This window comes from Streptomyces sp. 4N124 (assembly GCF_052245395.1).
Taxonomy (GTDB): Bacteria; Actinomycetota; Actinomycetes; order Streptomycetales; family Streptomycetaceae; genus Streptomyces.
The window spans coordinates 22,316-39,190 of the sequence record NZ_JBQQBS010000068.1 but is presented as its reverse complement, the minus strand read 5'-3'; the positions used below and the strand labels follow the sequence as shown (position 1 = coordinate 39,190).

Annotated in this window: 13 protein-coding genes and 2 pseudogenes; 9 read left to right on the top strand and 6 right to left on the bottom strand. The window is 69.7% G+C overall.

Annotation, left to right across the window (positions count from 1 at the left end; genetic code table 11):
* Positions 1 to 87 precede the first annotated feature (87 nt).
* The 4 genes from ACTWQO_RS41770 to ACTWQO_RS41755 all read right to left on the bottom strand — a co-directional run bounded on the left by ACTWQO_RS41770 (position 88) and on the right by ACTWQO_RS41755 (position 6,670).
* Positions 88 to 1,440 (bottom strand): epoxide hydrolase family protein, encoded by a 1,353-nt coding sequence (locus tag ACTWQO_RS41770; protein WP_443242602.1) that lies wholly within the window; start codon positions 1,438 to 1,440, stop codon positions 88 to 90.
* A 356-nt stretch (positions 1,441 to 1,796) separates the two neighbouring features.
* A complete protein-coding gene (locus tag ACTWQO_RS41765; RefSeq protein WP_443242601.1) occupies positions 1,797 to 2,231 on the bottom strand; it encodes a nuclear transport factor 2 family protein in 435 nt (144 codons plus the stop codon).
* Positions 2,232 to 2,322: 91 nt separating this feature from the next.
* Positions 2,323 to 3,816, bottom strand: a complete 1,494-nt coding sequence (locus ACTWQO_RS41760; RefSeq protein WP_443242600.1) for an MFS transporter — start codon at positions 3,814 to 3,816, stop codon at positions 2,323 to 2,325.
* Between the two features lie 97 nt (positions 3,817 to 3,913).
* Positions 3,914 to 6,670, bottom strand: a complete 2,757-nt coding sequence (locus ACTWQO_RS41755) for an AAA family ATPase (RefSeq protein WP_443242599.1) — start codon at positions 6,668 to 6,670, stop codon at positions 3,914 to 3,916.
* Positions 6,671 to 6,844: 174 nt separating this feature from the next.
* Between ACTWQO_RS41755 and ACTWQO_RS41750 the strand changes: the two genes are divergently transcribed.
* The 4 genes and pseudogenes from ACTWQO_RS41750 (at position 6,845) to ACTWQO_RS41735 (ending at position 10,674) form a co-directional block, all read left to right on the top strand.
* Positions 6,845 to 7,405, top strand: a complete 561-nt coding sequence (locus ACTWQO_RS41750; protein WP_443242598.1) for a TetR family transcriptional regulator — start codon at positions 6,845 to 6,847, stop codon at positions 7,403 to 7,405.
* A 219-nt stretch (positions 7,406 to 7,624) separates the two neighbouring features.
* Positions 7,625 to 7,880: pseudogene (locus ACTWQO_RS41745) on the top strand (catalase); the annotation flags it as partial.
* A 252-nt stretch (positions 7,881 to 8,132) separates the two neighbouring features.
* Entirely contained in the window at positions 8,133 to 8,885 is a 753-nt protein-coding gene (locus tag ACTWQO_RS41740) for a response regulator transcription factor (RefSeq protein WP_443242597.1), read from the top strand.
* Positions 8,875 to 10,674: a sensor histidine kinase gene (locus tag ACTWQO_RS41735; RefSeq protein ID WP_443242596.1), complete on the top strand. Its 1,800-nt coding sequence runs from the start codon at positions 8,875 to 8,877 to the stop codon at positions 10,672 to 10,674. The genes ACTWQO_RS41740 and ACTWQO_RS41735 overlap by 11 nt, the downstream gene beginning before the upstream one ends.
* Positions 10,675 to 10,876: 202 nt before the next feature.
* Here the strand turns inward: ACTWQO_RS41735 and ACTWQO_RS41730 are convergent, their stop codons facing one another.
* A complete protein-coding gene (locus ACTWQO_RS41730; protein ID WP_443242595.1) occupies positions 10,877 to 11,647 on the bottom strand; it encodes an SDR family NAD(P)-dependent oxidoreductase in 771 nt (256 codons plus the stop codon).
* Positions 11,648 to 11,743: 96 nt separating this feature from the next.
* Here ACTWQO_RS41730 and ACTWQO_RS41725 point away from each other — a divergent pair.
* Positions 11,744 to 11,836 (top strand): annotated as a pseudogene (locus ACTWQO_RS41725) (transcriptional regulator); the annotation flags it as partial.
* Between the two features lie 133 nt (positions 11,837 to 11,969).
* Here ACTWQO_RS41725 and ACTWQO_RS41720 read toward each other — a convergent pair.
* Complete coding sequence (locus ACTWQO_RS41720) at positions 11,970 to 13,064, bottom strand: trypsin-like serine peptidase (protein ID WP_443242594.1); 1,095 nt, start codon at positions 13,062 to 13,064, stop codon at positions 11,970 to 11,972.
* A gap of 200 nt (positions 13,065 to 13,264) precedes the next feature.
* On the opposite strand from ACTWQO_RS41720, the gene ACTWQO_RS41715 reads away from it, so the two are divergent.
* The 4 genes from ACTWQO_RS41715 to ACTWQO_RS41700 are packed head-to-tail and all read left to right on the top strand — an operon-like array spanning position 13,265 to position 16,875.
* Entirely contained in the window at positions 13,265 to 13,864 is a 600-nt protein-coding gene (locus ACTWQO_RS41715; protein ID WP_443242593.1) for a hypothetical protein, read from the top strand.
* Positions 13,848 to 14,933, top strand: a complete 1,086-nt coding sequence (locus tag ACTWQO_RS41710) for a hypothetical protein (protein ID WP_443242592.1) — start codon at positions 13,848 to 13,850, stop codon at positions 14,931 to 14,933. The genes ACTWQO_RS41715 and ACTWQO_RS41710 overlap by 17 nt, the downstream gene beginning before the upstream one ends.
* Complete coding sequence (locus ACTWQO_RS41705; RefSeq protein ID WP_443242591.1) at positions 14,930 to 15,658, top strand: ABC transporter ATP-binding protein; 729 nt, start codon at positions 14,930 to 14,932, stop codon at positions 15,656 to 15,658. The genes ACTWQO_RS41710 and ACTWQO_RS41705 overlap by 4 nt, the downstream gene beginning before the upstream one ends.
* Positions 15,655 to 16,875, top strand: coding sequence for an ABC transporter permease (locus ACTWQO_RS41700; protein WP_443242590.1), 1,221 nt, complete (start codon positions 15,655 to 15,657; stop codon positions 16,873 to 16,875). The genes ACTWQO_RS41705 and ACTWQO_RS41700 overlap by 4 nt, the downstream gene beginning before the upstream one ends.

Sequence of the window (16,875 nt, the reverse complement as noted above, 5' to 3'; positions counted from 1 at the left end):
TACGGGGTTCACACGACCGCTCGAGGAGTGATGAAGGACACATGCGGGCTGTCGCCGGGCAGACATGTCAGCCACACACGCCCGGTCTCATCCCCGCAGTGACCTGAAGGCCGTGCGCAGCTCCTGGGACAGCAGCTGCGGCTGTTCCCAGGCGGCGAAGTGGCCTCCCCTGTCGACCTCGTTCCAGTGGATGAGGTTGCCGTAGGCCTGCTCGCCCCAGCTCCGCGGTGCGGGGTAGATCTCGGCCGGGAACACCGTGACCGCCACCGGGACATCGGGGATGTCACGCGCGTTGAACGGGCCGCCGCCGGCCTGGGTGCCTTCCCAGTACAGCCGGGAGGACGACGCCCCGGTGTTGGTCAGCCAGTACAGCGAGATGGCGTCGAGCATCTCGTCGTAGGTGAGGACCTTTTCGGGCTCGCCGCCGGAGTCGGTCCACTCCGCGATCTTGTCGTAGTAGTACGCCGCCATCGCGAGGGGCGAGTCGGCGAGGGCGTAACCGATGGTCTGCGGGCTCTCGTTCATCATCGCCGCGTAGCCGAAGCCGTCGCGGTAGAAGTGCAACAGTCGGTCATAGGCGACCTTCTCGCGAGCGGACAGATTCGAGGGCGCGGCATCGAAGTTGCGCAGGTGGCGCAGGACGTCCGGCGGCACGGTGCCCGGCATGTTGATGTGGATGCCGAGCAGGCCCTTCAGCCGCTGCGTGGCCTGGATCTGAGCGATGATCGAGCCGTGGTCACCGCCCTGGGAGACGTACTGCTGATACCCGAGCCGGAGCATGAGCTGGTGGAGCGCGGTCGCCATGCGGGCCGGGTTCCATCCGGTCGACGTCGGCCTGCCGGAGAAGCCGTGGCCGGGCAGCGTCGGCAGGACGAGGTGGAAGGCGTCCTCGGCACGCCCGCCGTGAGCCGTCGGGTTCGTGAGCGGGTCGATGACCTTCAAGAGCTCGATGATCGAGCCCGGCCAGCCATGCGTCATGAGCATCGGAAGAGCGTCGGGGTGCGGCGAGCGGATGTGGGCGAACTGGATGTCCACCCCGTCGATCTCGGTGATGAACTGCGGCAGCGCGTTGAGCCTCGCCTCGACCTTGCGCCAGTCGTACCCGGTCCGCCAGTACTCGACCAGCGGGCGGACCTTGGCCAGTTGGGCGCCCTGGGATCGGTCACCGACGGTCTCGCGCTCCGGCCAGCGTATCGCCCCCAGCCGCCGCCGAAGGTCACTGATCTCCCGCTGCGGAACCCTGATGCGGAAGGGACGGACCCCGGGGATCGGCTGGGCGGAGCCGAAGGAGGCACCCGTCCCCGACGCCGACCCGCCTGCCGCCGCATGCGCCTGGCCGGGCATGCCGAGTTGAGTGGTGGCGGCGACGGCACCCGCGGCGAGACCCAGGAACCGGCGACGGCCTGTGGCGGTGGGATTGGTATCTCCGGTCGGATTCATGTGTGGGACTCCTTGTCTCCATGGTGAAGAGTTGGCAACTGGCGGCCGAGTCAGGATGGGAAGGCAGAGACACCTTGGCTGACACACCTTACGCACCGACACCGGTTAAGCTAGTGATCTGTTCACACATGGCGATCATTACGCACCTTTCGTCACCCGTCAAGCAGGTGACGAATATGTGTCTCGTCGCTGTACGGGGACACCTTTCCCAACAGGGCGGCTGCCACCGCGTCGGGCGGGCGACATTCCGACCGCTACGAACGAACACCAGACCTCGACCTGTAGACCGGGAGAGGCGCCGCGCTCCGCGGCTGGCCGGTGGCTCCGCCACCGGACACGTCGTGCGCGAAGCCGAGTCAGCTCATGTGGTAGCTGGTGTCGCCCACCAGGTGGATGTGGATACGGCGTTCGGCGAATCGCCAGGTGCCGTCTCGCCGCACAAAGCGGTCACGGTACCGGCCGGCCGCGATCGGCTGCAGCGGCAGTCCGGCCGCCTCTTGGAAAATCGTCAGGTAGGACCGGCCCGTTGCCGTGCCGGTCTCCTCGTCGACATCGATGCGGATGTTGGTGGTGACATGGTGCGTGCGCAGCGTGCCGTCGCCGTGGACGATCGTGCGGTCCCGCAGCATCTTCTCCACTGCCTCGCTGCCCTCGTACCGAGCACCGTCGCTCCCGATGAAGACGCCCTCGTCGAAGAGTCGGCCCATGCCGGCCAGGTCGCCGGTATCGACCAGTTCCGCGTACTCGGCGATCAGATTCTCGATGGACCGGATGTCGACGACTGTGGTCATGAAGGAACACTCCCTGGGTGTGCGGTGTGCGTCTGTTCGTAGTCGGAGACGGATGTCGTCGGACAACCGCTGACGTGCCTCGTCGACCGGCTCAGGCCAGGTCGCGTTCGGGCTGGGAGACAGGCTGGGGGCCGCTCCGTTCCGCGGTCGCCTCCTCGGGGCCCACGCCCCCAGGTCCGGTCGGGATGAGCAGGCAGGAGATGAGCCCGACCACACCGGCCAAGGCGAGCAGCAAGAAGGCCGTCGTGAACCCGTCCTCGCTGGGGGATCCGCCGGTGGTCGTGTGCGACGCGAGGATGGCGGCGACGGCGGCAGCGCCCACAGCACCTCCGATCGTGCGGATATTCGCGTTCATCCCCGTTGCCGCGCCGGTGTGTTCGACGGGAACGGCATGGACGACGGCCGCGGACAGGGCCGAGAGACCGATTCCGAATCCCAGACCGGCGATCGCGGCCGCCAAGGAGACGAGCCAGGCGCTGCTGTGCACCAGCGCCAGCAGGAGAAAGCCGACGATGGTCGGCAGGGTACCGAGGACAAGGAGGAGCTTCGCCGGCATCCTCCTGGCGAGAGGCCCGGAGGCGAGGCCTCCGACGAACTGGGAGGCCATAACCGGAAGGAAAAGCAGTCCTGACACCGTGACGGACTCACCGAGGCCGTAGCCGGTGTCGGCGGGTGTTTGAAGGAAAACGGGGATGAATCCGAGTGCGGAGTAGAGGGTGACTCCGAAGAGGAACGACGCGAGGTTGGCCGTCCACACCGGACGCATCCGGAACACGGTCATGTCGATCAACGGGAACCTGGAGCGCGACTCGATGGCCACCCACACCGCCCCGGCCACCACCGCGGCGACGAACAGCTCCAGGGTTTTGGCCGAACCCCAGCCCCACTCCTGCCCGAGGCTCAACGGCAGCAGCAACAGGACGAGTGTGGCGGAGAGCATGGCGCCGGCCGGCCAGTTCATCCGGCCCCCGGCCGAGGCGCCGGTCTCCGGAACGAGGAAGAGCACGAAGAGGGTCATCACCCCGTTGGCGATGGCGGGCAGCCAGAACAGCCACGGTACACCGAGTCCGTCGATGATCGGGCCGGTGACCACCAGGCCGATGGCGCCGCCCACCGCGCTGACCGCCGCGATCATGCCGATCTTCGCACCGACCTGCTCGCGGGGCAGCAGATCACGGACAATGCTGAAGGCCAACGGCAGTGTGGCGCCGCCCGCTCCTTGCAGCACGCGCCCGACGACCAGTACGGGCAGGCTGGTCGCAAGCGCCGCGACCACGCTTCCGATCGTCAGGAGCAGCAGGACAGCGACCAGGATGCGGCGTTTGCCCATCTGGTCGCCGAGTCGGCCGAGGATGGGCGTCAGGACGGCACTCGCCAGGAGAAACGCCGTGAGCACCCAGCTGACCCCGAGCTGGTCCGTGTGGACTTGGTCGCGCAGGGCTTCCAGCGCCGGGTTCACCATCGACTGCACCAGCGCGTAGGACACCGAGCAGACGGAAAGAACCACCAGCACTGCGCCGGCACCAGGCGAGGCGGCGAAGAGGCTCGCCGATGGGTCACCGGAAAAACTACGAATGGACTTCATGGTCCAATCATGGGGCCTTCAAAACTGGAACGTCAAGTCCAATCTTCAGTTGCCGCTGTGCCTGTAATGTGACCCGCCGTGACCCGGTACACCGCTGTCACCGGACTCCAACTGGTGACACCTCATCCAGTCGGGCCAGAGCGCCATGGAGCGCGCTGCGCGACGTGACGCCCAGTGCGGGGAGAATGCGGTACAGGCAGGTGCTGATGGTGCGTTGAGACAGCCGCGTCCGCGCGCCGATCTCCTCGTTCGTCATGCCGCTCGCCGCCAGGGCGGCTATCTCCCACTCTTGCGACGTCAGTGGCAGCGGGGCGTGCGCCGACGCCCGGGCCCGGGGCTCGGTGGCACGCAGCTCGTCGCGGGCCCGGTCGGCCCAGGGAGCCGCGCCCAGCCGGTCGAAGGAGTCGGCGGCCTGGGCCAGGTGCCGCCGGGCCGCCGCACCTCCATGCGCGAGCCGGAGACGGCTCCCGTACGCCGCCCGGACCCGGGCCAGCTCGAACGGGAAGCGCGACGCGGCCGGGTGGGACTCGGCGCGCGCGTACATACCGGCGGCTTCCTCCTCGTCGTCGGCGGTGATCGCCAACGCTCCGTAAGTGAGCACGGCCAGACGCGGTGAGGTACCCGGGAGGCCGGCGTCCCGAGCGGCCAACGCGTGCTCCCGGGCCTGCTCGGCCCGCCCGGTGTGCAGAGCCGCCTCGACGAGGTCGAGCAGGGTGCGCGAAGCCTGATGTGCGTACTGCTGGAACGTTCCTGGGGCCGTGATGCGGGTGGCATGGAAGTACGCGGCTTCGTAGTCACCGTGGCACAGCGCGGCCGTCGCCCCTGCGGCGTCGGCGATCTGGGTCAGGAATCCGACTCCGCGCGGGCGGGCCCAGGAATCGACCACCGCCTGCAGCTCGCGCGCCTTGTGCACCTGGCCGCGCATCGCCGCCAGTTGGGCCAGATATCCCCGGGTCTGGTGCGCGAACAGGTCGTTAGCGTGCTCGGTTTCCAGGGCCAGCGCGCGCTCTCCTGTGTGCTCGGCCGCGGCCCACTCCCCGACGGCCATCTGGTCGAGCATGATCAGCTGCAACATGACCATGCCGCTGGACTTGGCACCGGTCTCCAACTCCCGGACCACGGCGCGCTGGAGATGGGGGCGCACTTGGCTCAGGAGGTCGAGGTGGTACGCCGACACGGCCAGCCGCGTGACGTCCGAGGGTTCCTGGCCGTGCAGGCTCGCGGCGGCCCGCTCCACCGGTCCGGACCAGCCCGCTCCGTAACGGATGACGTCGCTCCAGGTGCCGCTGTACATCCTCGACCGCTCGGTGACGAGGCTCCCCAGGGACGCGAGGAGCTCATGTGTGCACTTCCACAGCGTGCGGTCCGCGGCGTACTGGCTGACGGTGAGCAGGAGGACCACCAGCCGATCGAGCACTTCGCCACGCCGGTCCGGCCCGCCGTCGCGGAGCCTCTCGATCGCAGCTGTGATCCGGCGGTGCGTGGAGCGCACTTCGCCGTCCTGATACAGCGCCAGGTATCCGGAGGCCAGGACAGCGGCCGGGGACTGGCCGGTCCCGGGTGCGAGGCCGGCCTGCACGAGCCTGTGCGTCTGACCGAGGCGGGCCGCATGCCCTGCGGCGAGCGCCGCGTCGTCCAGTCGTCGAGACCGGTCGGCGTGATTGTCGCTCAGCTCGGCGGCACGGGTCAGCCAGTTCACAGCCGTGAGGGCAGCACCGCGCCGGGTCGCCGACTCGGCCGCCGCCTCCAAGATTCCGGCCACCTCCTCGTCAGGGTCGACCGTGGCCGCCACCAAGTGCGCGGCGTGCCGGTCGAGGTCTTCCCGGTGTGTCCGTGCCAGCGCATGATGGGCGGCGCGGCGCTGGTTGGGTGTGGCCGACCGCACGACGCTCGTGCGTACGAGGGGATGCCGGAAGGCGAGCTCGCCCGTGGCCGGTTCGGCGAGCAGCAGGCCGCACGCCACCGCCTCCTCCACGTCGCGCATGCGGTATCGCAAGGACGGGGGCACGCCGTAGCCCGGCCCGGCACCCGTTCCGTCGAGAGCGCCTTTCAGCAGCTCCGCGCGGACACTGTCGTTCAAGCCCGCGATGCGGGCACCGTAGAAGTGTTGCAGTCGCCGGGGCGGTTCGCCCGGCCGGCCGAGCAGATCGTCCGGCAGTCGGTCACCGACGTCGGGGGGAAGTTCCAGTAGCGCCAGCGGGTTGCCCTGAGCCTCGTTCAGCACGAGTCGGCGGATCCGCTTGCTCAATGCCGGGCGGTATCGGTCCAGCAGGAGCGCGGCGTCGTCGTCCGCGAGTGCGGTGACTGGTGTCTGGCTCAGCGCAGCCGCGGGGAAGCGCGAAGCGAGGCCGCTGCGTACGGCCACCAGCACCTTCACGGAGCTGTCAGCCAGTCGACGGCCCACGAATCCGCATACCGCGGCGCTGGCGTCGTCCAGCCAGTGACCGTCGTCGAGGACCAGCAGCAGGGGCCGTTTCGAAGCGACCGACGACAGCAGGCGGAGCACCGCCAGGCCAAGGCTCACGGCTGACGGAGGTGTGCCCTTTGTCCGGCCGAAGACGGCGTCGAACACCGCGCCGGTGCCGGTGTCCAGGTGCGAGGCGTCGGAGATCAACGGGTGGAGGAACTGGCGCAGCCCGGCGAAGGGCAGCTCGGACTCCGTCTCGACTCCTGTGGCCCGGATCACAAGGTGGCCCTCCCGGGCGGCTAGTGCAGCCGCATGGTTCAGCAGGGTCGACTTGCCGACACCCGACTCGCCTGTGAGGACGAGGCACTTCCCCCCGCGCGCTTGCACGAACGCGGACAGCTGCGCCTGCTCGCCGTCCCGCCCGACCATCGTCCTGACTGATTCCACGTTCCCGCTCCTCACCACGGGCCCCGTGCCGATGAGTACTGCGGCCCCTGTCGCTGTGGGCAGGACTCGAGGTTCTGCCGTAGCCGTAATCAACTACCCGGTTAGTTGATTAGACGTCGGCACAAGGGAGCTGTCAAGTAAACGGTTAGTTAGGAGCTGCGCTACGCTCGGCGCATGCAGCGCGACGCCGAAGCCACCAAGCAACGACTCATCGCGGCCGGTCGAGCCGAATTTGCCGCGTACGGGCTCAACGGTGCCCGCGTCGACCGCATCGCCGCCGCCGCGCAGTCCAACAAGGCGCAGATCTATCACTACTTCAAGAACAAGGCCGGGCTGTTTGACGCGGTGTGGAACAGCCTGGTCGAGCACGTCATCGCGCACCTGCCCAACGATGCGGAGGACCTCCCCGGGGTCGCGGCGCACCTGAGTGACATCTTCGCCACGTATCCGGAGTTTCCCCGGCTGATCACCTGGCAGCGCATGGAACGCAGGGACGAGACACCCAACGAGCAGGGAGTGGAGGACGCCCGCAACAGGTGCGCCGCCATCGCCGCAGCGCAGGCCAAGGGCGTGATCTCGAATCGGTTCGAGGCCCGGGTGCTGCTCGCCCTGCTGGGCCACATCTCGATGCTGTGGGAGGCGGCCAGTCCCGAGGTGATGGCGGTGGTGGACATCGACGACCCTGAGGAGCGCCGCGAGATCGTTCGGCGGGTGACCGCCGCGCTGGTGAACTGAACCGGCCGAGCGGCGCTGGACAGGCATAGGAGCGGCATGGCTCCGACTCCGTGATCGTTGTCGGCCCGGTCACGGCATCCGCGGGCAGTTGGACATCGTGTCGTGAGCGGACGAGCCCGCGGTTCGGCGCCGTGGATACGTCGAGACACGTGTGAGCTACGGCTGCCGGCACCGGTTCCCGACAACCAGAACTCGCTGACCTCCGGTCCGCGTGGCCCGATGCTCCTACAGGACGTGTGGTTCCTGGAGAGACTCGCCCACTTCGACCGCGAGGTGATTCCGGAGCGCCGGATGCATGTCCAGGGCTCGGGCATGTTCGGCACGTTCACGGTGACCCACGACATCACGCGGTACACGAGAGCGAAGATCTTCTCCGAGATCGGCCAGAAGACCGCCATGCTCGCCCGGTTCTCCACCGTCGCGGATGAAGCGCGGCGCCGACGCCGAGCGCGACATGCGCGGCTTCGCATTGAAGCCTGCGACCGGATCAGACCCGGCTCGACCGCCTCCAGCCAGAAGCTGCCGCAACCGTGCGACGCCGCGTGCCGTTGGCGAACTGACGGTACCCTCCGGACACCCCAGCACTAGGCGCCGACAGGACTGGGCGAATTCGGGTGTGCGGCCGAATGTCAGGAAGGTGTTGTGTTCCTGTCGTCGTCCGGTGCCCTCTTGCCGGTGTTCGCGGCAGTAGCAGGGTGTGGATTGCCGTGCCTTCTACGATGGCCACATGTGTGCGTATGTTGTCGTCGCTGACGACGACCCCAAACAGGCCGATCTCATCCGCCGCTATCTGGAGAGAGAAGGCCATTCGGTCGATGTCGTCCACGACGGGCGGGCAGCCTTGGATGCGATCCGGCGGCGGATGCCCGATCTCGTGGTGCTGGACTGGATGATGCCGCGCACGGACGGACTGGACGTGTGCCGGGTGCTGCGAAGGGAATCCGATGTGCCGGTCCTGATGCTCACCGCGCGCGCGGAGGAGGACGACCTTCTGCTCGCCCTCGATCTCGGCGCGGACGACTACATGACCAAGCCCTTCAGCCCACGTGAACTGGTCGCCCGCGTCCGTACCCTGCTGAGGCGTACCGGTCACACGGCCACCGCCGGTGTCAGGGCCGCTCAGCAGGCTGAGCCCGTACTCGTCGTGGGCTCGCTCGTCGTCGATCCCGGCCGTTTCGAGGTCCGGGTGGACGGCCGGCTGACCGACTGCACTCCCGGCGAGTTCCGGGTGCTCGAGGTGCTGGCATCGTCTCCGGGCCGGGTGTTCACGAGAAAACAGATACTGGAGCACCTGCACGGCATCGACCGCTATGTCACGACCCGCACGGTCGACGGGCACGTCATGAACCTGCGACGCAAGATCGAGCGCGATCCCACCCGCCCCGAGCTGCTGCTCACGGTCTACGGCGTCGGCTACAAAGCCGCCGATGTCCGTTCCGTGGATTCGTCCGAGGGCGAGACCGGTTCCCGTGCGAGGTGACATACCGCTGCGCAGAAGCCTACGGTCGCGGCTGCTGGGGTTGTCCGCGCTGGTCTCCCTGTGCTCGATCGTCGCGACGGCCTGGCTCGTCGTCAGCCTCACTGCCGTCGCCATCGGACGTGAGCGCGGCCAGGTCCTCGCGGAGGACGCGCGGATCTACGACACGCTCGTCGGCTTCGCGGCCACGCACCCGGACTGGAGCAGTGCCGGGCCGACGATCCGGGCCTTGTCGCGACAGACCGGCCGCCACATCACGCTGACCGACGAGGACCGCCACCTGCTGGCGGACTCCGAGGAAGACAGCCGTAGGCCTGCGGGATCGCTGCCCTCGACGGCGTCGGCGACCGTCGACGCGCTGGCCGTGGACGCCACACTCGCCCGCCGCGCCGACGGCACGCTCTCCGACCGCATCGATCCGCGCGCCGTCGGCCCTTTCCGATTGACCGGCCGGGAAAGGGCCGCAGTGGAGGCCACGGCGTCCGGGGTCGCGAACTGTCTGCGCGCCTCCGGACCGCCGCAGGACGTCGTGGTCACGCGGACATCGAACGGGCGGGCGGAGGTCGAGGTCGACGGCCACGTCCTAGAGATGAGTGACCGCTGCGGGCTGGATGGCCTTCTCCGGCGCACCCACACGGAGAGCAGGGCGCTCGCTCAGCTGGGCCGGCTCGTCAACGACTGCCTCACCGACCGTCACGCCCCGCCGGTACAGCTCGCCGACGACCTGACCTGGACCCCCTCCACCGCCCGCGGCGCTCCCGACTCCCGTTCGGTGGCGACCTGTCTCTCCACCGCCCGGCATGACCAACTCGACCCCTACGTGGCAGCACCCGCACTGCTCTTCGCCACCGCACCCGATCAGAAGATCACCACCTTCTTCGACCTCTCCGACGCGAATCGCATGAGAATCACCGGTGTCACGGTCGCGGTGCTGCTGATCACCGTGACGGTCACCTTCGTCGCCGGCACTCGTATGGTCAGGCCGCTGCGTGCCCTGACCGGCGCGGCCCGGCGGATGGCGGAGGGCGATCAGAGCGCGCGCGTCGAGGTGGTCGGCGACGACGAGTTCGGCAGGCTCGCCGCGGCTTTCAACCTGATGTCGAGCAGGCGCCAGGAACTGGAAGAAATGCGCAGGGCGTTGGTGAGCGACGTCGCCCACGAACTGCGCACGCCGCTCAGCAACGTCCGGGGCTGGCTGGAGGCCGTCGGGGACGGTGTCGTACCCGCGGACGAGAAGCTCATCTCCTCGCTGCTGGAGGAGGCGATGCTCCTTCAGCACATCATCGACGACCTGCGAGACCTCTCGGCGGCGGACGCCGGCGCGCTCGAGCTCCGCCCGGAGGACGTCGACGCGGCCGCTCTGCTCGCCCAGGTCGCCCGCGCTCATCAGGGCAGCGCCGGCTCAGCGGGGGTGGAGGTGCGGGTGCGGGCCGGCCAGGTGGCTGGCCTGTACGCCGATCCTGTGCGGCTCCGTCAGGCGGTCGGGAACCTTGTGTCCAACGCCGTACGGCACACGCCTGCCGGTGGCACGGTCACCCTGTCCACCCACAGGGAGGGCGACGAGGTGGTGTTCCGCGTCGAGGACACCGGTTCCGGCATCAGAGGCGAGGACCTACCCAAGATCTTCGACCGTTTCTGGCGGGCGGAGAAGTCACGCAGCCGGCAGGGCGGGGGAAGCGGGCTGGGCCTGTCCATCGTCCGCAAACTCGCCGAGGCGCACGGTGGTACCGCACACGCGTCGAGCGTGCCCGGCGAGGGATCGGTCTTCTCGCTGAGGCTGCCCGGCCAGTGAACCGGCCCCAGTTCTTCAACACCTGGCGCTCGGTCTCACTCAAGCGAAGCGGTACGGAAAGCAACCCACGTGGTGCCGAACCAACTCGCAACCAGATCACCAGGGCCTGCCCGGCGGATCAGGATCAGGACCGGCTGCGGCGAGAGCTGCCTCCCGGGGCCCGCGACGCCGGCATGATCCGCCTGACAGGTCCAGGGATGACTCAGGAGAGCCTGCCGCCGTCGACGCGGAGCACGGCGCCGGTGACGTAGGAGGCGCGGTCGCTCAGGAGCCAGGCCGCCGCCTCGGCGATCTCGTCGGGGTCGGCGGCACGCCCCAGTGCGGTCCGGGCGTTGAGCCGGTCGATGGTGCCCGGCGACCGCTCGTCCCACTCGTGCAGCATCTCGGTGAGCGTCGTGCCGGGGGCGATCGCGTTGACGCGGATGCCTTCCGGGCCGTATGCGGCGGCGGCCGAGGCGGTGATGTGGTTGAGCGCCGCCTTCGTGGCACCGTAGGCGGGCAGCACGGGGTTGGGCACCAGGCTGCCGACGCTGGAGTTGTTGACGATCGCGCCTGTCCCGGCGGTGGCGCGAATGGCGGCGATCTCGGCCTTCATGGCCAGCCACGGGCCCTTGAGGTTGACGGCGCAGACCTGGTCGAAGTCGGACTCCGACAGCTGGTCCATCGTCGCGGGCGGCTGGCCCGTGGCGCCGTTGTTGAAGGCGATGTCGAGGCGGCCGTACAGCGCGACGGCCCGGTCGACGGCGGCTTGGATGCTCTGCGGATCGGCCAGATCGCAGGTCACGTAGTCCGCGGTGCCGCCGGCCGCCCGGATCTCCTCGGTGACTGCCTTGAGCTGGCTTTCCGTGCGGGACGCGAGGAGGATGCGAGCGCCCTCCCGGGCGAACAGCCGGGCCGCGGCGGCGCCGATGCCCCGTCCGGCACCGGTGACGAAAGCGACCTTGCCGGCGAGCATGTTGGATGTGTTGTTCATGCCGACGAGCCTGCGTCTCGTCGCACGCCTTGTCCAGGAATCAGCGGTAGTTGGCTGGACGGTCCGGCCCCGCGCACACTGGACTTCCTGGGCAGCATGCGCCTCGAACAGGCCCGGGGCCCGCACCCGTCCCGCGAAGTGCTGGCCCAACTCGCCCGCGCCCTGCTCCTGTCTGACGCTGTCGGCGACGTACGAGGTCGCAGCGCCGTGGTGCCGAACCACCTCACAACCAGATCACTGAGAACCGGGCAGCCTCAGCCGGCACGGCGTCCGATGGCCGCGGAGGAGACGTCGGCTCGTTGAGCTTGCGGCCGCCGTGCGGTCAGCTCGCGTGCTGGGCGGCCTGGTAGAGGGGACGGGTGATCGCGGAGGTGAACTGCGGGCCGACGAGGTAGCGGCTGCAGCCGGGATCGTCGGAGTCGTCGCAGACTCCGCCCGCGGGGGTGAAGAAAGCGCTGTGGGTATTGTCGCCCACGACCGTGCCGAGGCCGGTCGCCGGGTCGAAGGCGGCGATGCGGGGACCACCGCTGGAGCCACCGCCCATCACGCAGGCGCTGCCCCATTCGCCCCTGGGTTCGGGGAAGTCGGGCGTGCCGGGGTCCTCGCGGGTCGGCCCCGCGCAGAAGGCGAGCCGGGCACCGGTGTACTCGGGCAGACCCTCCCGCGCCGGGTCGGATGCGGACCGCGGATAGCCGAACTCGTACACAGTACGGTCGCCCGGCCGGTCGAAGCCGATGCGCTGGCCGGCGCCGACCGCGTCCTGTACCTTGCGGCCCTTGCTGTCGGTGTTGAGGACCACGAACGCCTGGTCGTAGCCGTCGAACCTCAGCGAGTCGATCGCGTCGTACTGCAGCCAGGTGGCATCGGCCACGCCCAGCCTGCCGACGAACTTCCCGTACGGCGCGCGGCCGTCACGATAGCCCGGGACGAACATCACGTTCGTCGTCCACTGATTGTCCTCGCCGAGCAGGTCCGCACTGTTCACGCAATGCCCGGCCGTCACCACGGTGCTGCGGTTGGCGCTCGTGACGACGGTGGCGGTGCAACTGGCGTCCTCGCCGTGGTCGGTGAAGAAGAGCCTGCCCACCGTCCGGCTCAGGGTGTCGGAACCGGTCCACGGCGCACCGTCCGGGCCGCTCTTCGGCGGGTTGTCGGAGGACGGCTCGGTGAGGGCCGCGATGCGCTCCCCGGTCCAGTAGTCCAGCACGGCTCGCTGCTGCACCGCGGTGACCGCCTGCGCGTGGGTGGCGATGCCACCCGTGGCGGACGAGCTCCGCGGAGCTGCCGCAGCAGGTCCGGCGGGCACGGACAGTGTGATGCCCGCGGCCAACGCCGCCGCTGTCAGGGCGACTTCGCGTCGCGTGTACCTGCGTGTCCAGTTCTGGCAGCCGCCTGCGCGGCTGGAAGTCTTCGGCATGGGTGTGAACGTAGGCAGGCAGGGTCAGGATCCTGTCGGCGAGCGGTGCGGGTCGTGTTGTCCCCGTCCCGCCACCTCTCGGACGGCCGGTGAGAGCGGCAGCCGGTGGGGCGGCCGGACATCGGGCGCCGGTCGAAGTCCGAACGGACCGGCAAGGGTTCCTGACGGCTTCCCGACGCACGGCGCAGACCATGGCGTTCATGACCTACCTCGAGATTCCCCGCCGGAGCCGCGTGCTCGGCGCGGTCGTCCTCCTGTCAGGTGCCCTCCTGCTCACCGGCTGCGGCGGTTCGGGCGGCTCCGACGGCAACGGCTCGACGCAGCGGGACGTGGCCTCCTTGCAGAGCGATGCCCCAGCCGGCAAGGCGAGTGCGAGCGCCGCGCCCTCCGCCGACGACGGCCGCCCCCAGCTGCGTCTCGACAGCTCGGAGGAGGAGCGGAACCACTACTGGCACATCTACGCCACGTGTCTGAAGGACCACGGGCACAAGATGCTCCCGGTACGCGGCCCGGACTCCATCGACGACACGGACCAGAGCCCCACGGCCAAGGCCGCCCAAAAGGCTTGCGCCGGCAAACTGGCGCTGCAGCCACCCGAGTTGGACCGGACAAGGAATCCGCACTACGACGACGACTACCGGGCGTACGTGAAATGCCTGAACCGTAAAGGGCTCAAGGTCATCGCGCTGCCCGACAACTCCGGCTGGACGTACAACGGCAACTCCACGCTGACCGCCGCGCAGCAGAGCAGGGTCGAGAAGAGCTGCACCTTGGAGGCGTTCAGTGGCAAGGCGCAGTAGGGTCGCCGTCGCGCTGAGCACCCTGCTGGTCGTCAGCGCCACGGGCGCCGGCACAGTGGTGTGGAGCCACACACATGCGGGCCGGGACAGCAAGGCCACGGCCCCCCTCCGGGTGCGGACGGCCACGGTCACGAGGACCGACCTCGCCGACAGCCGCACGCTGCCGGGCACGCTCGGCTTCGGCAGATCGCACGTCCTGAAGGGCACGGGCCAGGGCATCGTCACCCAAGTGCCGAAGCCGGGTGCCCGCGCGTCCAGGGAGAAGTCCCTGTACCGAATCGACGACCGCCCCGTCCCCGTCTTCTTCGGTGACACGCCGTTCTTCCGCACCCTGGCCAAGACAGGCGTGCGCGGCAACGACGTGAGCGTGCTCGCGGACAACCTCCGGGCACTCGGCTACGACACCGGCTCCGCCGTCACCGCCGGAGGCCCCGGCGAAGGCGAGGAGTTCACCCCCGCCCTCGCCGCGGCGCTCAAGCGGTGGCAGCACGACACCGGGCAGGACGCCACCGGCACCCTCGCTCCCGGCCGTGCCGTCGTCCTGCCCGGCCCGGTGCGCGTCGACACGGTCGAGGCACAACCCGGCGACGCGGCCGACGCCGCGCTGCTCACTTACACCTCGACCGTCAAGTCCGTCACCGTGCCGGTGGAGGCCACCGCCGTGGGGACCATCAAGTCCGGCGACAAGGCGGAGGTCACCCTGCCCGACGGCAGAACGATCCGCGGCACGGTCACGACGCTCGGCCGCACTGTCCAGGGCGGCACCGCACAGGACGCCGCGCAACAGACCGGACCAGCCACCATCGACGTGACCGTCGTACCTGACCGGGCGGCGGACGTACGACACCTGGACGCGGCAGCGGTGCAGGTCAGGTTCGACACGACCACACGCAAGGGTGTCCTCGCCGTCCCGGTGAGCGCGTTGGTCGCCCTGCGAGAGGGCGGATACGCCCTGCAACGCCCGGACGGCACTCTCATCGCGGTGACGACGGGTATGTTCGCGGGCGGTCTGGTCGAGGTCAGCGGCAAGGGACTGACCGACGGCAGCAAGGTGGTGACGGCCTCGTGAACGCTCCTGCCACGACTCCGGCTGCCGCCGCCCGCCCCGCGGACCCCGTCCTCGTCGTCGACGACGTCACCAAGCGCCACCCCGGTGGCGTCACCGCGCTGGACCAGGTGTCGCTCCGCGTCGACGAGGGCGAACTCGTCGCCATCGTCGGCCCGTCCGGATCCGGCAAGTCGACCCTGCTGCACATCATGGGCACCCTGGACCGGCCGACGACCGGCACCGTCCGCGTCGGGGGGCAGGACGTGCACACCATGGGCGACCGCCACCTCTCGGCACTGCGGGCGCGGCTACTGGGCTTCGTCTTCCAGCACTTCCACCTCACCGACGGGCTGGACGCCACGGAGAACGTCGCCACCGGCCTGCTGTACGCGGGTGTCCCCCGCCGCAGACGACGGCCACTCGCGAGGGAAGCGCTGGCCAGGGTGGGCCTGGAACACCGCCACTCGCACCTTCCCCAGCAACTGTCCGGGGGCGAGCGCCAACGGGTCGCCATCGCCCGGGCCTTGGTCAACCAGCCCGCACTGGTGCTGGCCGACGAGCCGACAGGTGCGCTGGACGCTGCCAACGGGGAGGCCGTCCTGGATCTCCTCGTCGAACTCAACGCACAGGGCACGACCATCGCCGTCATCACCCACGACCGCGACATCGCGACCCGTCTGCCCCGCAGGGTGGAACTGCGCGACGGCCGCATCACGACCGACGTACGCGAGGTGAGCGCCGCATGACACGCACGGCGAGAGACCACGGGCCGCGCCCGGTCCGGCTGGCGTTCACGGACATCCTCCGGCTCGGTCTGCTCGGCATCCGGACCCGGGGCCCGCGAGCCGCGCTGTCCGCGCTGGGCATCTCCATCGGCATCGCGACCCTCGTCGTCGTGACCGCCATACCCGCCTCCAGCCAGCAAGCCCTGATGAACGAGTTGTCCGCGCTCGGCACCAACATGCTGCGCGTCGCCCCGCAGGTGGACAGCGATCCCCCGGTGGTCCTCCCCGCCACCGCGGACGCCATGGCCGCCCGCATCGGCCCGGTGACCAACGCGAGCGCCGTGGCCAACACCCACAAGACCGTCCTGCGTTCCGATCGCGCCGACCCAGCCGACGCATCCGGTATCAGTGTCCTGGCCGCTCGCACCAATCTGCTCGGGGCGGTCCACGGGACGGTCCGCTCAGGGGCGTTCCTCTCCCCGACCACGGCACGGTTCCCGACCGTGGTCCTGGGCTTTCGCGCCGCTTCCCGCCTCGGTTTCGACCGCGTGCGCCCCGGCCAGGAGTCCGCCCAGGTCTACATCGGCGGCGACTGGTTCACCGTCATCGGCATCCTCGAGCCCCTGCCGCTCGCCCCCGACCTCGACACCGCCGTCCTGGTCGGCTGGGACGCGGCCCGCGACCAGCTCGGCTTCGACGGCCACCCCACCGTCGTCTACGTCACGGCCCGCGAGTCGCAGATCGAGGCGGTGCGCGACGTGCTGCCCGCCACCGTCCACCCCCAACTGCCGGGCCTGGTCCAGGTCAGCCGTCCCTCGGACGCCCTGGCTGCCAAGCGCGCCACCGAGCAGACACTGTCGGTCCTCCTTCTCGGACTCGCGGGCGTCGCCCTCCTCATCGGCGGCGTCGGCGTGGCCAACACCATGGTCGTCTCAGTGCTGGAACGACGCCGCGAGATCGGTCTGCGCCGGGCACTGGGTGCCAGTCGCGGCCAGATCAGGGGGCAATTCCTGGCGGAGTCAGTGGCCCTGTCCGCGCTGGGCGGCTGCGCCGGAACGGTACTCGGAGCGGCGGCGACGGCGGGGTACGCCGTGTCCCAGTCCTGGCCCGTGGTGTTCCCGCCCCTCGCACTCGTCGCTGGCGTCCTCGGGGCGGTGACCGTCGGCATGGCCGCGGGCCTGTACCCCGCCGTACGGGCCTCCGGACTGCCGCCGACCGAGGCGCTGGCCGCCGTCTGA